Here is a 17,881-nt window from a genome sequence, read left to right as displayed (position 1 = left end):
GGCCCGATGTCAGAGGCCCGGGAGACAATGGACTCATGGGACACGGCGACGGCAGAGGGCGCATCGTCTCGCCCGACGGCGCCGACGATACGGGCACGCGGATCCTCCACGTCGACATGGACGCGTTCTACGCCGGCGTCGAGGTTCTCGACGACCCGAGTCTTCGCGGTCTGCCGCTGATCATCGGGGCGCCGGACGGACGTTCGGTCGTCTCCAGCGCCTCCTACGAAGCCCGCAGGTACGGCGTCCGCGCCGCGATGCCCGTGTCGCAGGCGATCAGGCTCTGCCCGTCCGCACGCATCGTCCTGCCGCACTTCCACCGGTATCAGGAGGTGTCGAAGCAGGTGATGGCGATCTTCGAATCGTTCACCCCGCTGGTCGAACCGCTGTCTGTGGACGAGGCCTTCCTCGACGTGCACGGCGTCAGAAGGCTCTGGGGGAGTCCCGCTCGCATCGCGCAGCTCGTGCGCGAACGCGTGCAGGACGAGGTGGGGATCACCTGCAGCGTCGGGGTCGCCGCGACCAAGCACGTCGCGAAGATGGCGTCGACGATGGCGAAGCCCGACGGACTGCTCGTGGTCGCCGCGGCCGACACGCTCGACTTCCTCGCGCCGCGGCCGGTCCGGGCGATGTGGGGTGTGGGGCCGAAAGCAGCCGAGGCACTGGAGGGGCGCGGCATCCGGACCATCCGCGACATCCGCGAGAGCTCTCAGGACATGCTGGACCGTGCCGTGGGGCCGGCGCTCGGCATCCGTCTCGCGCAGCTCGCTCGGGGCGAAGACGCGCGCATGGTCGAGACAGAGCGCATCGAGAAGAGCATCGGGCATGAGGAGACCTTCGAGACGGACGTGACCGATCGCGTGTTCCTGCGCTCGGAGCTGCTCCGACTCGCCGACCGTGTCGCCGCTCGCCTGCGACGCGCGGAGTGGGAGACCGGGACGGTGGCGATCAAGGTGCGCTTCGACGACTTCCGCACCCTGAGCAGATCGCAGACCCTCGCGGAGCCGACAGCAGTCGGTCAGCGCATCGGCGAGGCGGCGCAGACGCTGTTCGAGCAGATCGAGAGCCGGGATCCGGTCCGTCTCGTGGGGGTCCGCGCCGAGAAGCTGCGCCCCGCGGGCGGCGGAGGCATCGGCCTGTGGGATGACGATGAGGATTGGCGCAGGGTCGAGGGCGCCATGGACGACGCCGTCGCGAGGTTCGGCACGGCGACCATCACCCGCGCGCGCCACATCGGACGGGGAGAGGGGCGAGGAGCCGCGCGGCATCCGAAGGATCACGGCCTGGATTGAGGCCCATCCGTCCGATGCGTCGGCTAGCGTGGACACATGCCCCACATTGCACTGGAACTCGGTAAGCAGGCCGCCTCGTTCGGCGTGAAGAGCGCGTACGGCGAGCCCCAGGATGTCGACGGCGCGAGCATCACGCCCGTCGCCCTGGCCATCACGGGGTTCGCCGGCGGCAGCGCCGAGGCGGGAGAGGGCGGAACGGGCGGCGGCATCGCGGTGCCCGTCGGCGTCTACATCCGCCGCGAAGAGGGCCTCCGGTTCGAGCCGAACATCATCACCCTCCTCGTCGTCGCCGGTCCGTTCGTCTGGATCGCCGGTCGTGCGATCACCCGCATCATCCGTGCTCTCAAGAAGTGACGATCCGGTAGCCGCTGCGCTCGACCGTGCGGCCGGGCTCATCGAGGCCGACATCCGCGCCCTCGCGGCAGCGAACCCCGTCGTCCTGATCGACGGCCGCAGCGGCGCGGGCAAGACCTCGCTTGCGCGTCGTGTCGCGTCGCGCTGGCCCGTCGCGGGGCCGGTGCAGCTGATCGCGCTGGACTCGATCTACCCGGGGTGGGATGGCCTCGACGCGGGCGCGGAACGCGCGCTCGAACGGATCCTGCGGCCGCACGGGCGGGGATATCACAGCACCTGGAACCGCTGGGACTGGGAGCAGGGCGCAGAGGCCGAGAGCTACGCGGTGAACCCGGCACTCGGGCTGATCATCGAGGGAAGCGGCATCCTCACCGCGGCGAGCGCGGCGATCGCCGATGTGCGCGTGTGGGTGGAGTCCGCCGAGACCGGTCGCAAGGCCAGGGCGCTCGCGCGTGATGGAGAGACCTACCGTCCGCACTGGGAGAGGTGGGCCGCTCAGGAGTCGCGGCACATCGAGCGGGATGCTCCACGCGAGCTGGCCACGCGGATCATCGACGTTCCCTAGTCGGTCAGTCGAGAGACTCGTCCGCGGCCTCGATGAGCAGCTCGAGTCGGTAGCCCAGCCAGTCGTAGACGTGGAACCGTCGGTCCTCCGGATCGTGATGCTCATCGTCCACGATGCCGAGTCGGGTGGCGACGACGAGCCTCACCGCCGTGAGCGTCCGCAGCCACGCGTCGACGTCGCTCGCCTCGATGGCGAGATCGTGTTCGGCGAACGCCTGTTCCTCCGTGAGATCGGCGAACTCGGAGCGCAGCGGCTCCAGCGCGGCGCGGACGGTCGCGGTGTCCGCCGAGCGCCGGTCGAGCAGGTCGTCTCGTGTGGCCGCCGCGAACTCGTCAGCGGCATCCGCGTCGTCGGGGTACGCGCTCGGTGTCAACCGCGCGACGGCGGGGTCGCTGAGGTCGCGCTGCCCGCCGACCAGATCGGCGAACTCGCCCAGGATCTCCGCGAGCTGGACCGCCTCGATCGGCGCCATGCTGATCCGCACCGTCGCCGCGCTCATGTGGGCGCCTTCCGGACCGTGGCCCAGAGCCCGAAGTCGTGCAACGCCTGCGCGTGCACCTCCATGGTCTCGCGAGGCCCGGTGGCGACGATCGCGTGCCCGTCGTGGTGGACGGCGAGCATGAGCTGGGTGGCGCGGTCGAGGGAGTAGCCGAAGTACGTGCGGAAGACGCGTACGACGTAGCTCATCAGGTTCACGGGGTCGTTCCAGACGACGACCTGCCAGGGCTCCATCGGAGCCGCGGACAGATCGAGCTGTTCATCGAGTTCGGGGGAGGCGGCAGGAGCGCTCATGCCCACCCCAGCTCGTGCAGCTGCTCGTCATCGATGCCGTAGAAGTGCGCGATCTCGTGGACGAGGGTCGTGTGCACCTCGTCGCGGAGCTCATCCAGGTCGTCGCACTCGGCGAGATGCGGCTCGCGGTACACGACGATGCGATCCGGCAGCTCTCCCATGCCGTACTGGCCGCGCTCGGTGATCGCGAGTCCGTCGTACAACCCGAGAAGGTCGAGGGTGCCGTCCTCGGGGCGGTCCTCGACGACGAACACGACGTTGTCGAGCCCGTCGACCATGTCGTCGGGCAGGCGATCGAGCTCGTCGATCACGAGCTCCTCGAAGGCGTCCGCATCCATCTCCATCTCGTCCAGCCTATTCGGCTAGAGGCGGATGTGAGTTCTCTCACGAACGGCGGCCTCTTTTCGGAGCGGATGGAGAAGCGCGGGGCGGAAGCTCGGTGCATGGTCGTTCTGGAGCGCGCAGCAGATGAGGTCCCGCGGATCGGTGATGCCGTCCGCGGTCCCCGTGCGCGGTGGCGCGCGCCGATCGCGATCGGCGTCGGCGTCACGCTCGTCACGTATCTGGGCGCCGGGGTGCCGTCCTACTGGGGAGACGAGGCCGCCAGCGTGCTGTCGGCCGAGCGCTCATGGCCGAGCCTCTTCGCCGAGCTGAGCACGGTGGATGCCGTGCACGGTCTCTACTACTCGCTGCTCCACCTGTGGATCGGCGTGTTCGGCAGCACCGAATGGTCGACGCGGGCGCTCAGCGCGCTCGGCATCGGTGTCCTCGCGGCCGGAGTCGTCGTCCTGGGCGAGCGCTGGTTCGATCGCCGCACCGGCGTGCTCGCGGGCATCCTGATCGCGGTGATCCCCCGGGCGGGGGTTCTCGCCATCGAGACGCGAGGGTACGCGATCGCCGCGGCCGCCGCCGTGTGGGTCACGATCCTCTTCGTCCGGCTCGTGGATCGAGACGGACGACGGCGCGGCTGGATCCTCTACGGCGTCGCCGTGGCCGTGAGCGCCACGTTCTTCCTTTATCTGCTTCTCATGCCCCTGGTGCACTTCACCGTCCTCCTCGTCGACCGCGCGTGGACGCGCCATCCTCGGGTCCTCCGCCGCTGGCTGGTGTCGATGGTGCTCGCCGCCGTCCTTGCGCTGCCGATCATGATGAGCGCCCAGCAGCAGAAGGGCCAGGTGGAGTTCCTCGCCCGCCGTGGGTACATGACGCCGACGGGCTGGTTCGTGACGCCGTGGTTCGGCCACGTCGAAGCGGCGGCGCTGCTGATCCCCGTGCTCCTGATCGGCATCATCGCCGTCGTGCTGCGGAGGCCGCGGAGGGAGGGCGCCGCCCCCGTCATCGTCTGGCTTCTCGCCCCCGGCATCGTGCTGGTGCTCATCGACGTCCTGATCTCGCCGACCTACAACCCCCGCTATCTCTCCTTCAGCCTCGGAGCCGTCGCGATGCTCCTCGCCTCAGGGGTCTGGGCGATCCTCGATCTGGCGCGTGGGGCGGCAGGCAGACGGGGCCTCCTGGGCTCGTCCGCAGTGTTGATCATCCTCGGAGCGCTCCTGCTCGCGCCTGAGTTCGTGCACGAGCGCGGCGTGTATGCGAAGGACGGCGGCGCCGACGGCAGGGCCGCCGCCGCGCAGGTCGCGTCGATCGGGCGACCGGGTGACACGGTTCTGTTCGGCACGGGCACCAGGCCCTCGCGTGCCCCGCGGCTCGTCTACCGCCTGTACCCGGAGGCGTTCCAGGGCATGAGCGATCCGCAGCTGATCACCGCCGCAGATGACACCGACGGGCTCTGGGATCGCCTGGCCACCGTCGCGTCCGTCGCTCCTGACCTCTCCGCCGGGACCGTGTGGCTCCTGGAGACCGGATCGACCGGGTCCGCTGACGCGGACGTCGCAGCGATCCAGCGGGCGGGATTCACCGAGGTCTCGCGTACGGACATCAATCGCACCGTCGTCTACGAGTTCCAGAAGGGAACACCATCATGAACGAGCGCATCGTGGTCGTCCTGCCCACGTACAACGAGATCGAATCCCTTCCCGAGGTCGTCGGGCGGCTGCGTGCGGAAGCGCCCGACGTCGACGTGCTCATCGTCGATGACGCCTCTCCCGACGGCACCGGGGAGCTGGCCGACCTGCTCGCGTCTCGCATGCCGCAGGTGAGGGTGCTGCATCGCGCGGAGAAGCAGGGCCTCGGCCCGGCATACATCGCCGGTTTCGCCGAGGCGGCCGCGCTCGGGTACGAGGTGATCGTCCAGTCGGATGCGGACGGCTCCCATCGCCCGGAGGACCTCCCCGCGATGCTCTCCGCGCTGGACTCGGCGGATGTCGTCATCGGATCGCGCTGGGCCGCCGGCGGCGCGGTGGAGCGCTGGTCCGCAGGACGGTATCTCCTCTCTCGAGCAGGGAGCCTCTACGCCGGCCTCCTCCTCCGCATTCCGAACAAGGACATCACGGGCGGCTATCGCGCATTCCGCACCGAGGCTCTCCGCCGCATCGCACCGGATCAGGTGACGAGCCGGGGCTACTGCTTCCAGATCGAGATGCTCGACCGTGCCGTGCGCACCGGATGCCGCATCGCCGAGGTTCCCATCACCTTCGACGACCGCCTGCACGGCGAGTCGAAGATGTCGGGTCGCATCGTGTTCGAAGCGCTGCGCCAGGTCACCCGCTGGGGCATCGAGAGGAGGTTCGGCAAGGGTGACCGCCTCGACACGACGCATGCGGAGGTGGCCCGTGTCTGAGGGCCGTCGGCCGCGTCTCGGGGGACTGGCCGCGCAGATCGTGAAGTTCGCCGCCGTCGGCGGTGTCGGACTGATCGTCGACGTCGCCGTGTTCAACCTGCTCCTGCTGCATCCGATGCCGGTCGCGGCCTGGCCGATGGTCGCGAAGGTCGTGTCCACGGCCCTCGCGATCGTCGTGAACTGGGTCGGCAACAGGCTCTGGACCTTCCGGGATCGCCGCAGAGCGGATGCCGCGCGCGAAGCGGTCGAGTTCCTGATCGCCAGCCTCATCGGAAGCGGGGTCTCGCTGCTGTGCCTCGGTGTGTCGCACTACCTCCTGAACCTCACGACGACGGTCGATGACAACGTGTCCGCGAACGTGATCGGCCTGCTCGCCGGCTCGGCCGTCCGCTTCGCGGCGTATCGTTGGTGGGTCTTCGCGGAGCGCGGAGATCAGACCCGGGAGGCCGTGAAGGTCACGACGACGGTCGCGCCGACGCCCTGACGGTTCTCGATGCGAGCTACCCCTCCCGCCTTCTGGGCGAGTCGGGCGACGATCGCGAGGCCCAGGCCGCTTCCGGGGTAGGTCGGTGCGCTTCCGCGCACGAATCGCTCGAAGGCGCGCTGTGCGACCTCCGGGTCGAATCCTCCCGCGTCGTCGCTCACGGAGAGCTCGATCGCGGCGAGAGACTGCGTGAGGGTGACGGTGACGCTCACCGGGCCGTCCGCCGCGCCGATCGAGTTGTCGACGAGGTTCTCCACGATCCTCCCGAAGTCGTCCGCAGAGATCGGGACGACGGCGGACTCCGCATCGACCACGACGTGGAAGTCGAGATCGAGCTCATGCTCAGGGCCGAGCTCCGAGGAGCGCAGACGCAGTCGGTCGATGCTGTCGGTCAGGGTCGAGGCGAGCTGAGACACGGTGGCCGCACCGGTGCCGTCGACGGAGTCGATCCGTGACAGCTGCAGAAGCGCATCGGCGGTTCTCGTCAGACGAGTGAGAGTCGCGCGGGCGTCGTCGAGGACGGCGGCGTCGGCGGCGGCATCGAACCCGTCGACGAGCTGGAGCTGCGCCTGCAGGACGGCGAGCGGGTTGCGGAGCTCATGGCTCGCGTCGGACACCATCTGGCGCTCCCGGTCGCTGGCCGCACGCATGCGTTCGAGGAGGTCGTTCAGAGTGCGGGCGAGATCGGCGAGCTCGTCGCGCGATGCTCCGACGGGAAGCAGCTCGCCGCGACGCGACACGACGAGGGACTCCGCACTGCGCCGCATCCTCTCCACCGGGCGGAGCGCGGCGCCCGTGACGAACCACGAGCCGAGAGCGAACACGAGCGCTCCGACGAGCAGGATGCCGGTCAGCAGGAGGATGACCTCGGAGAGCACGTCGTCGGCGATGTCCGCGTCCCTCGTCGCGAGCACGTACCAGGTGCCGTCTGCCGTCTCCACGGGGTCTACGTAGACGTAGAAGCCCTCCTGCGGCGTGCTGACGCTGTGCAGGCGGGGTCCGTCGGCGATGAACTCGGCGACGCGGTCCGCGACGCCCTCGGGGAGCGTGTTCATCCGTTCGACGCCGTCCGGAGCGACGATCGCGACGTGCTGGTTCGCACCGGGCTTCTCGAATCGTGCATCCGGATTGTCCTGGATCACCCCGCGGTAGACCTCGGTGATGCCGTGGAGCACCGCCTTCTCCTTCTGCTCGACGATGCCCGTCAACTGCGCGAACACGATGGCCGAGGCGATGGCGAGCACGAGCACGGCGGCCACGGTGGAGCCGATCGTGACCCTGGCGCGCAGGGAGAGTCGACGTCTCATCGATCGTCCTCTGCGAGCAGACGGAAACCGACTCCGCGCTCGGTCACGATCTGCGCATCGGACCCCGCGGCCTCCAGCTTCCGGCGCACGTAGCCCACGTACTGATCGACCACGTTCGATTGGAAGTGCTCTGAACCCCAGACCTCCGCGAGCAGCTCCGATCGAGCCACCGTCGACCCGAGCCGCTGGACCAGCGTCTTCAGCAGGTCGAACTCGCGCCTGCTCAGGAGCACCTCCTCGCCACCCACGGCGACCGTCCCCCGGTCGACGGCGAGCGTGAGATCGCCGGCCGTGAGGCGGAGCCGGAGGGAGGCGTCGCGGCGGGTCAGCACGCGGAGTCTCGCGAACAGCTCGGCGAAGTCGAACGGCTTGATCAGGTAGTCGTCGGCGCCGGAATCGAGGCCGTGCACGCGGTCGTCGATCGCGTTGCGCGCTGTCAGCATGAGGACCTTGATCTGCTCGTCATGCTGCTTCAGACGTCGGCACAACTCGAATCCGGTCATTCCCGGCATGTTCACGTCGACGATCGCGAGATCGAAACTCCGGGTCGAGGCCGCGGAGAGGGCGGCGATGCCGTCGGCGGCCGTCTCCGTCTCGTACCCTTCACGCTGGAGATGCCGTGCCACGAGGCCGGCCAGCAGAGGTTCGTCATCGACGACGAGCACCCGGGTAGACACAGCGCGAGTCTATGTCAGCGACCTCAGTGCAACAGCACCAGAAGCGCAGCGACCGCGATGAAGAGCACGCCGAAGACGGTGTTGAGCACGCGCTGACCTCTCGCGGACCGCGTGAGCCGCCGGAACGGACGGGCCGCCGCGGCGAAGAAGCCCCACATGACGATCACGTCGACGACGATCGATGTCGTGATGATCGTCAGGTACTGGGGGAGCTGGGGCTGGTCGAGACGGACGAACTGCGGGATGAAGGCGAGGAAGAAGACGATGGCCTTCGGATTCAGCAGATTGACCCAGAGGCCGCGACGGATCATCGACCAGCGGCCTTCGCGGGGGACCTCGGCGAGCGCGGCCTCGTCCTCGGAGGCGATCGTCGGCTTCGTCAGGATGAGCCGGATGCCGAGATACACGAGGTAGGCGGCGCCCGCGTAGCGGATGACGTTGAAGAGGATCTCCGAGCGGGAGACGATGAGGCCGACGCCCGCTGCGACGATCACCACATGGATGATGAGGGCGATCTGCTGCCCGATGATGCCCCAGATCGATCGCCGCCAGCCCTGACTGAGCGAGTTCGACATCGTGTTGATGGCACCGGCGCCGGGGGTGAAGCTGATCACGATGCACGCGGTGAGCAGCGAGACCCAGAGCGCGACAGACACGTCGTCATTCTAGGGCTCGCCGCCCACCGCGCTCGGCTCACCGCGACGGCTGCAGGTCTAGGCGCCGGAGGAGCTGGGCGTTCAGAGCGACCACGATGGTCGAGAGCGACATCAGCACCGCGCCCACCGACATCGGCAGGACGAATCCCACCGGGGCGAGGACGCCCGCGGCCAACGGCACCGAGATCAGGTTGTATCCGGCGGCCCACCACAGGTTCTGCGTCATCTTGCGGTAGCTCGCCGCGGACAGGTCGATGACGGACTTCACGGCGCGCGGGTCGCTCCCCGCCAGGATCACTCCCGCCGAGGCGATGGCGACGTCGGTGCCCGCGCCGATGGCCAGACCGACGTCGGCCTGGGTGAGTGCGGGAGCATCGTTCACGCCGTCGCCGACCATCGCCACGCGCCGCCCTTCCTGCTGCAGTTCCCGAACGATCTTCGCCTTGTCCTCCGGACGGACGCCCGCATAGACCCGGTCGATGCCGAGCTCGGCCGCGACGTGGTCGGCGACCGCCTGCGCATCGCCCGTGATCATCACGACCTGCACGCCGCGAGCGTGCAGGTCGCCCACGGCCTGGTGGGACTCGGGGCGGACCTCGTCGGCGAGACGCAGCGCGCCGACGACCCGGTGGTCGACGAGGACGTGGAGGATGATCGCTCCTTCCGTACGCCAGTCGTCGGAGACCGGAAGCTCTGACAGGCCGTGCTCCTCCAGTAGGTGGGGACCGCCCACCTGGACCACGCGTCCGTCGACTCTGGCGCTCACGCCGATCGCGGGAGACGAGGAGAAGTCGGTGGATGCGGGCACAGCCAGCTCACGATCCTCAGCGGCACGGACCAGGGCCTTGGCGAGGGGATGCTCCGAGTCGCGCTCGGCGGCCGCGGCGAGAGCCAGCACCTCCTCGGAGGACAGGTCGCCAGACGGCACGACTGCGGTGACGGCAGGAGTGCCCTTCGTGAGGGTTCCGGTCTTGTCGAACAGGACCGTGTCGATCGTGCGCATCGTCTCGAGTGCCAGCCGGTCCTTCACGAGGACCCCCGCCTTCGCCGCCCGCTCCGTGGCGATCGACACCACGAGGGGGATCGCGAGTCCCAGAGCGTGGGGGCAGGCGATCACGAGGACGGTGATGGTTCGCACGACGGCCTCGTCGGGCATGCCGACGGCTGTCCAGACCACCGCGGTGATCAGCGCGGCTCCGAGCGCGAACCAGAACAGCCAGGCCGCGGCGCGATCGGCGATGCGCTGCGCACGCGACGACGACGCTTGCGCATCGGCGACGAGCCTGCGGATGCCGGCGAGGGCGGTGTCATCGCCCACGGCGTCGATTCGCACCCGCAGCCCGGAGTCCGTCGCGACGGTGCCCGCCACGACACGGTCGCCCGTCTCACGGCGCACGGGCTTGGACTCTCCCGTGATCATCGACTCATCGATGCTGGCCGAACCCTGCACGATGATTCCGTCGGCCGGGAGGCGTCCGCCAGGACGGACGACCACGATGTCGTCGAGGCGCAGGTCTGCGGGGGAGACCTTGACGATGAGGTCGCCGTCGGCACGCTCCGCTTCGTCGGGGAGGAGAGCCGCGAGCGAGTCGAGCGCCGACGTCGTCTGAGCGAGAGACCTCATTTCGAGCCAGTGGCCGAGCAGCATGATGACGATAAGGAGGGCGAGCTCCCACCAGAACTCGAGTTCGTGGTGCAGGAGACCGAGGCTCGCACCCCAGGACGCGAGGAAGGCGACGGTGATCGCGAGCGCGATGAGCAGCATCATGCCGGGCTTCCGCGCCTTCAGTTCGGAGACTGCGCCGCTGAGGAAGGGGGCGCCGCCCCATACGAACATCACCGTGCCGAGGAGTGGGGCGATCCAGCGTGCCCAGCCGTCGATCTCGTAGCCGAGGATCATTCCGAACATGGGGGAGGTTGCGACGACCGGCGCCGCGACGACGAGCATCACCCAGAACAGGCGCCGGAAGCGCTCCGTGTGACCGGCGTGACCGGCGTGGGAGTCGTGGCCTCCGTGAGCGTGCTGGTCGCCGTGTGCCTGCTGGTCGGCGTGAGCGTGCTGGTCGGCGTGAGCGTGCTGGTCGTCGTTGGGCGTGTGGCTCTGCTCGTGGCGATGTGTGGGGGAACCGTGATCGTCCGGGGACTGCGGAGCCGAGTGATGCGTATGTCCCTGCGCGACATGCTCGTGACTGTTCATGCTTCGTACAACTCGGATACCCCCGGTGGGTATTCCGAAACACCCGGAATCGGTAGGCTGACCCGATGAGCGTGAACCTGGACGACGGTCCCTTCTTCCATGGCACGACCGCGGATCTGCGGGTCGGAGACCTGCTCACCGCAGGCTTCCGGTCGAACTATCGACCGGAGATCGTGATGAACCACATCTACTTCACGGCCCTGCGCGACGGAGCAGGACTTGCCGCGGAGATCGCGGGGGAACTGGGCGACGGCAAGCCGCGGGTGTACGAGGTCGAGCCGACGGGGGAGTTCGAGAACGACCCGAACGTCACCGACAAGAAGTTCCCGGGCAACCCGACGCGCTCTTTCCGCAGCACATCTCCGTTGCGTGTCGTGCGTGAGGTGACCGAGTGGACGCGACTGACCCCGGATGCGCTGCAGATGTGGCGCGAGCGTCTGGCGGCCATCCGCGCCGACGACCAGGCCGAGATCATCAACTGAGCGTCGAACAGGGAGCGGGAATGGCGAAGGCCCCGGCTCTATGAACCGGGGCCTTCGCACGTGGGGTGAGTAACGGGACTCGAACCCGCGACATCCGGCACCACAAGCCAGCGCTCTACCAGCTGAGCTATACCCACCATGTGCCCGCCGTAGCAGGCAACCACTCGAGTGTATTACATGTTGGGAGCGAACTTTGACACGACGTCGCTCGCGATGTCGCGCGCCTCGTCGCTGGTGGGTCCTGGTTCGTCGATGAACACCGCTTCGCGGTAGTACTGGAGCTCGCGAATCGACTCGAGGATGTCGGCCAGGGCCCGGTGCCCGCCGTCCTTGGACGGAGCGTGGAAGAACACCCGCGGGTACCAACGGCGGGAGAGCTCTTTGATGCTCGAGACGTCGACGTTGCGGTAGTGCAGCCACTGGTCGATCTGCGGCATGTACTTCGCGAGGAACATCCGGTCGGTCCCGATGGTGTTGCCGGCGAGCGGCGCCTTCCGCTCCTGCGGGACGAACCGTCGGATGTACGCGAGCGTCTGCGCCTCGGCCTCGGCGAGGGGAACGCCCAGAGGGATCTCGTCGATCAGACCTGAGGTCTCATGCATCTTCGTGACGAAATCGTTCATGTTCGCGAGTGCTGCCTCGCTCGGCCGGATCACGATCTGGAAGCCGGGGTCCACCGGCTGAAGCTCGAAATCCGTGATGACGACGGCGATCTCGACGAGTTCGTCCACCGAGAGATCGAGTCCCGTCATCTCGCAATCGATCCAGACGAGTCGGTCGTTCTCGGAAGCAGATACCATGACGTCATCCTATCGACGGCACCGACATCGCCCGTCCGGCGCGGTACGGTAGGTGCATACGCCTCCGTAGCTCAGGGGATAGAGCAGGAGCCTTCTAATCTCTTGGTCGCAGGTTCGAATCCTGCCGGGGGCGCAACGATCCTCATCCGTTCCGGAGAGCGGCGACCGCATCGTCGGCACGCCAGAAGTCGCCGACGAGTCGAAACGATCCGGTCGCGAGGTGCAGCCGCTCGGCGCGATAGCGCATGCCGAGAGGGTCGGGCATGACCCTCAGGTGGCCGAGCACGCGCCCCGCGCGATCCTGCACACGCCACAGATGCGCGGAGGCTCGCACGAGGTGCTCCCTGGGGGACGCGAGTGCCGGGGTGGCGAACGGCACCTCGGGCAATGATGTGATCAGGCTGTGCGACATCGTCGACTCCTTTCTGAATCGAACATATGACCGACCTCGGACATTCGGTCCGGCGGCACCGGTCTGTGCGGCCCGCGCACGAGTCGAGTTCTCCTGCACATGAATGTGCGCTGCCCGGGTTCTCCACGGTTACTGGGTTTCCGGTGTCCGTCAGGGCGGAGGAGAGCGCACTCTGGAGCGATCCGGGCGATTCGACCCGGCGTACAGAGGAGACGACGATGACCGACACGCTGACCGTCATGGGGAAGGTCGCGACAGACCCGACTCACAGCCGGACCACGACGGGGATCCCCGTGACGAATTTCCGCCTCGCGACCACGCACAGGAGATTCGACCAGGCGACGCAGACATGGGTGGATGCCGGTACCAACTGGTACTCCATCGCGGCGTTCCGCCAGCTGGGCGAGCACGTCAAAGCCTCGCTGAGGACCGGGGACAGCGTGATCGTGACGGGCAGGTTGAAGATCCGCGCCTGGGAGGCCAACGGCAAGCAGGGAACGAGCGTCGACATCGACGCGGAGTCGATCGGTCACGATCTGCGGTGGGGGACGAGTGCCTTCCTCTCCGCGTCACGGGCAGCCTCGGCTGAGCGCGCACGCGATCTCCCCGCCGGCGCAGCAACGCGCGGCGCGCTCGCACCGCCGACGGAATCGGCGCCGGACGGCGACTCCGTCACCGATGACGGGGAGTGGGAAGCTCAGGACGGGGCTGACGCGATGACTGTCGGGGCGTCGGTGCCGTTCTGAGCGGAGCGCGACGGATCTCTCGGCGGATGCTCAAGATCGGTGAGGTCGGCCCGTAGACTCGGAGTCGTGCTACGACGACCGGCCTCATCCGTTCCTAGGGCGGCGGTCGCGGGTCTCGCCGCGGCTCTGATCCTCCTGCTCACCGCTTGCGGCCCGACAGCCTCGCCGTCTCCTTCTGCTTCGGATGCCGGCCCGTCGCCGACGCCGTCGGCCACTGCTGAGGGGCCGGCCTACGTGCCCGACGGCACCGCAGAGGACAACCTCCCCGTGTTCACCGCGATCACGGAGCAGATCTGGGCGACGGATCAGCGGGGTTCGGGTCGCGCATACATCGACGCCCTGATCGCCGCCGGATTCGACCGCGCCGCGATGCAGGTGACCCAGGACCAATCCACAGTGGGGAACGCCGCGGAGAGCCTGCAGTTCTCCGTACGCTGGGGTGATGCCGAGTGCCTGATCGGGCAGGTCGGGCCGTCCACGGGTGCACCCGTGACCGCGGTGATGCCGCAGCTCGCCGAAGGGCGCTGCCTGATCGGGAACACTCGCCCGATCGATTGGTGATCGGTCGGCTGCGCACCGACGTGGGAAGCTGAGGATATGCGGCTGCGCGTTGAAGTGTTTCCAGTTGAGACGCGTCGCTGGGTTGCTGTCATCGATGCGCCCGAAGGCGCGTTCTCCACGGAGTGCGTGCGACCTGAGGATGTGCAGGCCGAGGTCGACGCGGTGATCAGTGGTCTGCTGCAGCTCCAGCCATTCGAGACCGAACTCGTCGATGATCTTGGACGCCCGTGGGAGCCGACAGGCAGTGAAGCGCAGTCCCAGCGCTTAGGAATCGTCGGACCGCCGCCCCGGAGGTAGTCTTTAGTGAGATTTCCCCGCGGCTTCCGCGGTGCGACTGCAGGTTCGGTTCTGATCAGCAAAGGTGTTTAAACGGTATGGCTGAGTACATCTACTCGATGGTCCGTGCGCGCAAGGCGGTGGGTGAGAAGCTCATCCTCGACGACGTCACGATGGCGTTCCTCCCGGGCGCGAAGATCGGCATGGTCGGTCCCAACGGCGCCGGAAAGTCGACGATCCTCAAGATCATGGCGGGGCTCGACACTCCGTCGAACGGCGAGGCGAAGCTGTCGCCCGGCTTCTCCGTCGGCATCCTGATGCAGGAGCCGGAGCTCGACGAGTCCAAGACGGTGCTCGAGAACATCCAGGACGGAATCGCCATCAAGGCGAAGCTCGACCGCTTCAACGAGATCTCCGCGCTCATGGCGGACCCCGATGCCGACTTCGACGCGCTCCTCGCAGAGATGGGCTCGCTCCAGGAGGAGATCGACGCGGCGGACGGCTGGGATCTCGACTCCCAGCTCGACCAGGCCATGGATGCTCTGCGCACGCCGCCGGGAGACGCGGCGATCGCCCCTTTGTCCGGTGGTGAGAAGCGCCGTGTGGCGCTGGCGAAGCTCCTGCTCCAGAAGCCCGACCTCCTGCTCCTCGACGAGCCCACCAACCACCTCGACGCCGAGAGCGTGCTCTGGCTCGAGCAGCACCTGCAGGCGTACAAGGGCGCGGTGATCGCGATCACCCACGACCGGTACTTCCTCGACCACGTCGCCGAGTGGATCGCCGAGGTCGACCGCGGGCGCCTGATCGGCTACGAGGGCAACTACTCGACCTACCTGGAGAAGAAGGGTGAGCGCCTCGAGATCCAGGGCAAGAAGGACGCGAAGCTCGCCAAGCGCCTCAAGGAGGAGCTGGAGTGGGTGCGATCGAGCGCCAAGGGCCGTCAGACCAAGTCCAAGGCACGTCTCGCCCGGTACGAGGAGATGGCGACCGAGGCCGAGCGGACGAGGAAGCTGGACTTCGAGGAGATCCAGATCCCCGCAGGTCCGCGCCTCGGCAGCATCGTGATCGACGCGAAGAAGCTCAAGAAGGGATTCGACGGGCGTTCGCTCATCGACGGCCTCAGCTTCAGCCTTCCGCCGAACGGCATCGTCGGCGTGATCGGCCCGAACGGCGTGGGAAAGACGACGCTCTTCAAGACGATCGTCGGCCTCGAGCCCCTCGACGGCGGCGACCTGAAGATCGGCGAGACCGTCAAGATCAGCTACGTCGACCAGTCGCGCTCCAACATCGACCCGAACAAGACCCTGTGGGAGGTCGTGTCCGACGGGCTCGATTTCATCACGGTCGGCAAGACGGAGATCCCCTCTCGCGCGTACGTGTCGAAGTTCGGGTTCAAGGGACCCGACCAGCAGAAGAAGGCTGGCGTCCTCTCCGGCGGTGAGCGCAACCGTCTGAACCTGGCGCTGACGCTCAAGGAGGGTGGCAACCTGCTGCTCCTCGACGAGCCGACCAACGACCTCGACGTCGAGACCCTGAGCTCGCTGGAGAACGCGCTGCTCGAGTTCCCCGGCTGCGCCGTGGTCATCACCCACGACCGGTGGTTCCTCGACCGCATCGCGACGCACATCCTCGCGTATGAGGGCACCGACGAGAACCCCGACCAGTGGTACTGGTTCGAGGGCAACTTCGATGCGTACGAGCAGAACAAGATCCAGCGTCTCGGGGCCGACGCCGCGAAGCCGCACCGTTCGACGCACCGCAAGCTCACGCGCGACTGAGAACACGATGACCGCGCCGACGCCGGGACCCCGCCTGCACATACCGATCCAGCTCCGCTGGGGCGATCTGGATGCGTTCAACCACGTCAACAACACCTCGATGCTGAAACTGCTCGAGGAGGCTCGTGTGCGCGCGTTCTGGCGTGCGGGTCCCGGCGAACAGGCGCCGTCGACGGCGGTGCTCGACTCCGGTCTGGACGAGGGCATCCTGACCCTCATCGCCCGGCAGGAGATCGAGTACCTGGCACCGGTCCCGTATCAGCGTCGGCCGCTCGAGGTCCAGATGTGGTTCGGGAAGCTGGGCGGTTCCAGCGTCGAGGTCTGCTACGAGGTGCACAACGACCCCACGGCCGAACCTCGGACGATCTACGCGCGTTCGACCGCCGTGATCGTTCTCGTGGACGCCGCGTCCGGGCGACCGACGCGACTCACTCAGGAGATGCGCGACGCCTGGGAGCCGTACCTCGGACCGTCGATCGAGTACGCGCACCGCTGATCACGCTTGTGTACCGCTGATCACGCTCGTGCATCGCGGATCACGTTCCTGGACCGCTGAGCCAGCACACGCATCGCTGATCGAGGATTCGCACCACTGAGCGAGCGGACGCGTCACTGAGCGCGGAGCACACCCCGGATACGACGGCCCCGACTCAACGCGGCGCCTCGACTCGACGTGGCTTCCCGTCTCAACGCGGCACCTGGACTCAAGGCGGCCTCTCGACTCAACGTGGCGTCTCGACTCACCGAGGCGCCTCGAGCCACCTCGGCTTCTCGACTCAACGCGGCGCCTCGACTCACCGAGGCACCTCAAGTCACCGCGCTGCCTGGACTCAGCGCTGCCCCTCGGGTACGCGGATCATGATCTCCTGCGCGACGCTCGCCACCAGCTCGCCCGCGCGCGTGTAGATGCGTCCCTGCGCGAGACCGCGACCGCCTCGCGCATTCGGGGACTCCTGGACGTACAGCAGCCACTCGTCCACGCGCGCCGGTCGGTGCCACCACATCGCGTGATCGAGGCTCGCGACCTTGAGTCCCGGCAGGCCCCAGAACACTCCGTGGGCGCGCAGGATGGACTCCTGGATCGTCATGTCGCTGAGGTAGGCGAGAGCCGCCCGGTGTAGGCGCTGGTCGTCGGGGAGCGGGGCGCGCAGCCGCATCCACACCGCTTGACGCGGACGATTCGCATCGTCGCTCGGCAGGAAGAGCGGGGACTCCACGTGACGGACGTCTGCTGCACGATCGCTCAGCATCCGAGCCGTACCCGCGGGGAGGCCGTCGACGCGCGCCTCGTCCGGGAGCAGTGACTCCGGATCGGGCACGTCCGCGGGCATCGGGACCGCGTGATCGAGCCCCGGATCCTGATCCTGGAACGACGCGATCATCGAGAAGATCGGCACGCCGTTCTGATACGCCTGCGATCGGCGGGTGGAGAAGGACCTGCCGTCATGGATGCGATCCACGGCGATCGTGATGCCCTGGCTCGCGTCGCCCGGTCGGAGGAAGTAGCCGTGCATCGAGTGCACCGCGCGGTCCTCCGGCATGGTCCGCTCCGCGGCGATCAGGCTCTGCGCGAGGACCTGACCTCCGTAGATGCGCCCGCTCGGCATCGGATGCGAGGAGCCCGTGAAGATGTCCTCCGTGGTCCGCGCCCTGGTCTCGTCCAGATCGAGAACTGCGAGAAGCTGCTCGACGGTGCGGATCGCGTGCGTGTCGACGGTCATGTGTTCCTTCCCGCGCCGGGGCGGCCGCTGGCGTTGCTAGTTTA

Annotated in this window: 21 protein-coding genes and 2 tRNA genes; 12 read left to right on the top strand and 11 right to left on the bottom strand. The window is 67.9% G+C overall.

Going from position 1 to position 17,881, the window contains the following annotated elements:
* Positions 1 to 35: 35 nt before the first annotated feature.
* Genes dinB through MRBLWH10_RS07595 form a run of 3 tightly spaced genes read left to right on the top strand, consistent with a single transcriptional unit; the run spans position 36 to position 2,211 of the window.
* Positions 36 to 1,292 carry a DNA polymerase IV gene (gene dinB, locus MRBLWH10_RS07605; RefSeq protein WP_341942221.1) on the top strand — a complete coding sequence of 419 codons (1,257 nt, stop codon included), beginning with the start codon at positions 36 to 38 and terminating at the stop codon, positions 1,290 to 1,292.
* A 36-nt stretch (positions 1,293 to 1,328) separates the two neighbouring features.
* A complete protein-coding gene (locus tag MRBLWH10_RS07600; RefSeq protein WP_105674933.1) occupies positions 1,329 to 1,646 on the top strand; it encodes a hypothetical protein in 318 nt (105 codons plus the stop codon).
* Complete coding sequence (locus MRBLWH10_RS07595; protein WP_341942220.1) at positions 1,609 to 2,211, top strand: hypothetical protein; 603 nt, start codon at positions 1,609 to 1,611, stop codon at positions 2,209 to 2,211. Before MRBLWH10_RS07600 ends, MRBLWH10_RS07595 begins: the two co-directional genes overlap by 38 nt.
* A gap of 4 nt (positions 2,212 to 2,215) precedes the next feature.
* Here the strand turns inward: MRBLWH10_RS07595 and MRBLWH10_RS07590 are convergent, their stop codons facing one another.
* From MRBLWH10_RS07590 to MRBLWH10_RS07580, 3 genes are read right to left on the bottom strand one after another with little or no spacing between them, the layout of a single operon-like run.
* A complete protein-coding gene (locus tag MRBLWH10_RS07590; protein ID WP_341942219.1) occupies positions 2,216 to 2,710 on the bottom strand; it encodes a DUF2017 family protein in 495 nt (164 codons plus the stop codon).
* Positions 2,707 to 3,003 carry an ATP-dependent Clp protease adapter ClpS gene (gene clpS / locus MRBLWH10_RS07585; RefSeq protein ID WP_341942218.1) on the bottom strand — a complete coding sequence of 99 codons (297 nt, stop codon included), beginning with the start codon at positions 3,001 to 3,003 and terminating at the stop codon, positions 2,707 to 2,709. The genes MRBLWH10_RS07590 and clpS overlap by 4 nt, the downstream gene beginning before the upstream one ends.
* Positions 3,000 to 3,347, bottom strand: a complete 348-nt coding sequence (locus MRBLWH10_RS07580; protein ID WP_105674937.1) for a metallopeptidase family protein — start codon at positions 3,345 to 3,347, stop codon at positions 3,000 to 3,002. Before MRBLWH10_RS07580 ends, clpS begins: the two co-directional genes overlap by 4 nt.
* A 99-nt stretch (positions 3,348 to 3,446) precedes the next feature.
* Between MRBLWH10_RS07580 and MRBLWH10_RS07575 the strand changes: the two genes are divergently transcribed.
* From MRBLWH10_RS07575 to MRBLWH10_RS07565, 3 genes are read left to right on the top strand one after another with little or no spacing between them, the layout of a single operon-like run.
* A complete protein-coding gene (locus MRBLWH10_RS07575) occupies positions 3,447 to 4,985 on the top strand; it encodes a glycosyltransferase family 39 protein (protein ID WP_341942217.1) in 1,539 nt (512 codons plus the stop codon).
* A complete protein-coding gene (locus MRBLWH10_RS07570; protein WP_341942216.1) occupies positions 4,982 to 5,740 on the top strand; it encodes a polyprenol monophosphomannose synthase in 759 nt (252 codons plus the stop codon). The genes MRBLWH10_RS07575 and MRBLWH10_RS07570 overlap by 4 nt, the downstream gene beginning before the upstream one ends.
* Positions 5,733 to 6,224: a GtrA family protein gene (locus MRBLWH10_RS07565; RefSeq protein WP_341942215.1), complete on the top strand. Its 492-nt coding sequence runs from the start codon at positions 5,733 to 5,735 to the stop codon at positions 6,222 to 6,224. Before MRBLWH10_RS07570 ends, MRBLWH10_RS07565 begins: the two co-directional genes overlap by 8 nt.
* On the opposite strand, the gene MRBLWH10_RS07560 is transcribed toward MRBLWH10_RS07565, so the two are convergent.
* The 4 genes from MRBLWH10_RS07560 to MRBLWH10_RS07545 are packed head-to-tail and all read right to left on the bottom strand — an operon-like array spanning position 6,173 to position 11,061.
* A complete protein-coding gene (locus tag MRBLWH10_RS07560; protein ID WP_341942214.1) occupies positions 6,173 to 7,531 on the bottom strand; it encodes a HAMP domain-containing sensor histidine kinase in 1,359 nt (452 codons plus the stop codon). The two genes, MRBLWH10_RS07565 and MRBLWH10_RS07560, sit on opposite strands and share 52 nt — an antisense overlap.
* Positions 7,528 to 8,208, bottom strand: coding sequence for a response regulator transcription factor (locus MRBLWH10_RS07555; protein WP_341942213.1), 681 nt, complete (start codon positions 8,206 to 8,208; stop codon positions 7,528 to 7,530). The genes MRBLWH10_RS07560 and MRBLWH10_RS07555 overlap by 4 nt, the downstream gene beginning before the upstream one ends.
* Before the next feature lie 23 nt (positions 8,209 to 8,231).
* Positions 8,232 to 8,864 (bottom strand): LysE family transporter, encoded by a 633-nt coding sequence (locus MRBLWH10_RS07550; RefSeq protein ID WP_341942212.1) that lies wholly within the window; start codon positions 8,862 to 8,864, stop codon positions 8,232 to 8,234.
* Positions 8,865 to 8,901: 37 nt separating this feature from the next.
* Positions 8,902 to 11,061 carry a heavy metal translocating P-type ATPase gene (locus MRBLWH10_RS07545; protein WP_341942211.1) on the bottom strand — a complete coding sequence of 720 codons (2,160 nt, stop codon included), beginning with the start codon at positions 11,059 to 11,061 and terminating at the stop codon, positions 8,902 to 8,904.
* A 65-nt stretch (positions 11,062 to 11,126) separates the two neighbouring features.
* Between MRBLWH10_RS07545 and arr the strand changes: the two genes are divergently transcribed.
* Entirely contained in the window at positions 11,127 to 11,543 is a 417-nt protein-coding gene (gene arr / locus MRBLWH10_RS07540) for an NAD(+)--rifampin ADP-ribosyltransferase (protein ID WP_341942210.1), read from the top strand.
* A gap of 61 nt (positions 11,544 to 11,604) precedes the next feature.
* Here arr and MRBLWH10_RS07535 read toward each other — a convergent pair.
* Positions 11,605 to 11,680, bottom strand: a tRNA-His gene (locus tag MRBLWH10_RS07535).
* A gap of 36 nt (positions 11,681 to 11,716) precedes the next feature.
* Entirely contained in the window at positions 11,717 to 12,343 is a 627-nt protein-coding gene (gene orn, locus MRBLWH10_RS07530; protein WP_341942209.1) for an oligoribonuclease, read from the bottom strand.
* Between the two features lie 60 nt (positions 12,344 to 12,403).
* On the opposite strand from orn, the gene MRBLWH10_RS07525 reads away from it, so the two are divergent.
* Positions 12,404 to 12,476, top strand: a tRNA-Arg gene (locus MRBLWH10_RS07525).
* 9 nt (positions 12,477 to 12,485) lie between these two features.
* On the opposite strand, the gene MRBLWH10_RS07520 is transcribed toward MRBLWH10_RS07525, so the two are convergent.
* Positions 12,486 to 12,755 (bottom strand): hypothetical protein, encoded by a 270-nt coding sequence (locus tag MRBLWH10_RS07520; protein ID WP_105674955.1) that lies wholly within the window; start codon positions 12,753 to 12,755, stop codon positions 12,486 to 12,488.
* A 218-nt stretch (positions 12,756 to 12,973) separates the two neighbouring features.
* Between MRBLWH10_RS07520 and ssb the strand changes: the two genes are divergently transcribed.
* The 4 genes from ssb (at position 12,974) to MRBLWH10_RS07500 (ending at position 16,612) form a co-directional block, all read left to right on the top strand.
* Positions 12,974 to 13,501, top strand: coding sequence for a single-stranded DNA-binding protein (gene ssb, locus MRBLWH10_RS07515; protein ID WP_341942208.1), 528 nt, complete (start codon positions 12,974 to 12,976; stop codon positions 13,499 to 13,501).
* Between the two features lie 66 nt (positions 13,502 to 13,567).
* Positions 13,568 to 14,062, top strand: a complete 495-nt coding sequence (locus MRBLWH10_RS07510) for a hypothetical protein (RefSeq protein ID WP_341942207.1) — start codon at positions 13,568 to 13,570, stop codon at positions 14,060 to 14,062.
* A gap of 374 nt (positions 14,063 to 14,436) precedes the next feature.
* Positions 14,437 to 16,116, top strand: a complete 1,680-nt coding sequence (ettA, locus tag MRBLWH10_RS07505) for an energy-dependent translational throttle protein EttA (protein ID WP_105674959.1) — start codon at positions 14,437 to 14,439, stop codon at positions 16,114 to 16,116.
* A gap of 7 nt (positions 16,117 to 16,123) precedes the next feature.
* Positions 16,124 to 16,612, top strand: coding sequence for a thioesterase family protein (locus tag MRBLWH10_RS07500; protein ID WP_105674961.1), 489 nt, complete (start codon positions 16,124 to 16,126; stop codon positions 16,610 to 16,612).
* A gap of 334 nt (positions 16,613 to 16,946) precedes the next feature.
* Here the strand turns inward: MRBLWH10_RS07500 and MRBLWH10_RS07495 are convergent, their stop codons facing one another.
* The gene (locus MRBLWH10_RS07495) at positions 16,947 to 17,837 is read right to left on the bottom strand and encodes an acyl-CoA thioesterase II (RefSeq protein WP_341942206.1); all 891 of its coding nucleotides are present in this window, start codon (positions 17,835 to 17,837) and stop codon (positions 16,947 to 16,949) included.
* Positions 17,838 to 17,881 lie beyond the last annotated feature (44 nt).

This window comes from Microbacterium sp. LWH10-1.2, assembly GCF_038397765.1.
Classification (GTDB): Bacteria; Actinomycetota; Actinomycetes; order Actinomycetales; family Microbacteriaceae; genus Microbacterium; species Microbacterium natoriense.
The sequence above is the reverse complement of the archived record's forward strand: the minus strand, read 5'-3'. Positions and strand labels throughout refer to the sequence as shown.

Bases quoted from the DNA above. Each gene is read 5' to 3' on its own strand.
- dinB (WP_341942221.1), top strand. From the start codon at position 36: ATGGGACACGGCGACGGCAGAGGGCGCATCGTCTCGCCCGACGGCGCC.
- clpS (WP_341942218.1), bottom strand. From the start codon at position 3,003: ATGAGCGCTCCTGCCGCCTCCCCCGAACTCGATGAACAGCTCGATCTG.
- MRBLWH10_RS07590 (WP_341942219.1), bottom strand. From the start codon at position 2,710: ATGAGCGCGGCGACGGTGCGGATCAGCATGGCGCCGATCGAGGCGGTC.
- MRBLWH10_RS07600 (WP_105674933.1), top strand. From the start codon at position 1,329: ATGCCCCACATTGCACTGGAACTCGGTAAGCAGGCCGCCTCGTTCGGC.
- MRBLWH10_RS07570 (WP_341942216.1), top strand. From the start codon at position 4,982: ATGAACGAGCGCATCGTGGTCGTCCTGCCCACGTACAACGAGATCGAA.
- MRBLWH10_RS07520 (WP_105674955.1), bottom strand. From the start codon at position 12,755: ATGTCGCACAGCCTGATCACATCATTGCCCGAGGTGCCGTTCGCCACC.
- MRBLWH10_RS07495 (WP_341942206.1), bottom strand. From the start codon at position 17,837: ATGACCGTCGACACGCACGCGATCCGCACCGTCGAGCAGCTTCTCGCA.
- MRBLWH10_RS07500 (WP_105674961.1), top strand. From the start codon at position 16,124: ATGACCGCGCCGACGCCGGGACCCCGCCTGCACATACCGATCCAGCTC.
- MRBLWH10_RS07560 (WP_341942214.1), bottom strand. From the start codon at position 7,531: ATGAGACGTCGACTCTCCCTGCGCGCCAGGGTCACGATCGGCTCCACC.
- ettA (WP_105674959.1), top strand. From the start codon at position 14,437: ATGGCTGAGTACATCTACTCGATGGTCCGTGCGCGCAAGGCGGTGGGT.
- MRBLWH10_RS07580 (WP_105674937.1), bottom strand. From the start codon at position 3,347: ATGGAGATGGATGCGGACGCCTTCGAGGAGCTCGTGATCGACGAGCTC.
- MRBLWH10_RS07545 (WP_341942211.1), bottom strand. From the start codon at position 11,061: ATGAACAGTCACGAGCATGTCGCGCAGGGACATACGCATCACTCGGCT.
- ssb (WP_341942208.1), top strand. From the start codon at position 12,974: ATGACCGACACGCTGACCGTCATGGGGAAGGTCGCGACAGACCCGACT.
- orn (WP_341942209.1), bottom strand. From the start codon at position 12,343: ATGGTATCTGCTTCCGAGAACGACCGACTCGTCTGGATCGATTGCGAG.
- MRBLWH10_RS07575 (WP_341942217.1), top strand. From the start codon at position 3,447: ATGGTCGTTCTGGAGCGCGCAGCAGATGAGGTCCCGCGGATCGGTGAT.
- arr (WP_341942210.1), top strand. From the start codon at position 11,127: ATGAGCGTGAACCTGGACGACGGTCCCTTCTTCCATGGCACGACCGCG.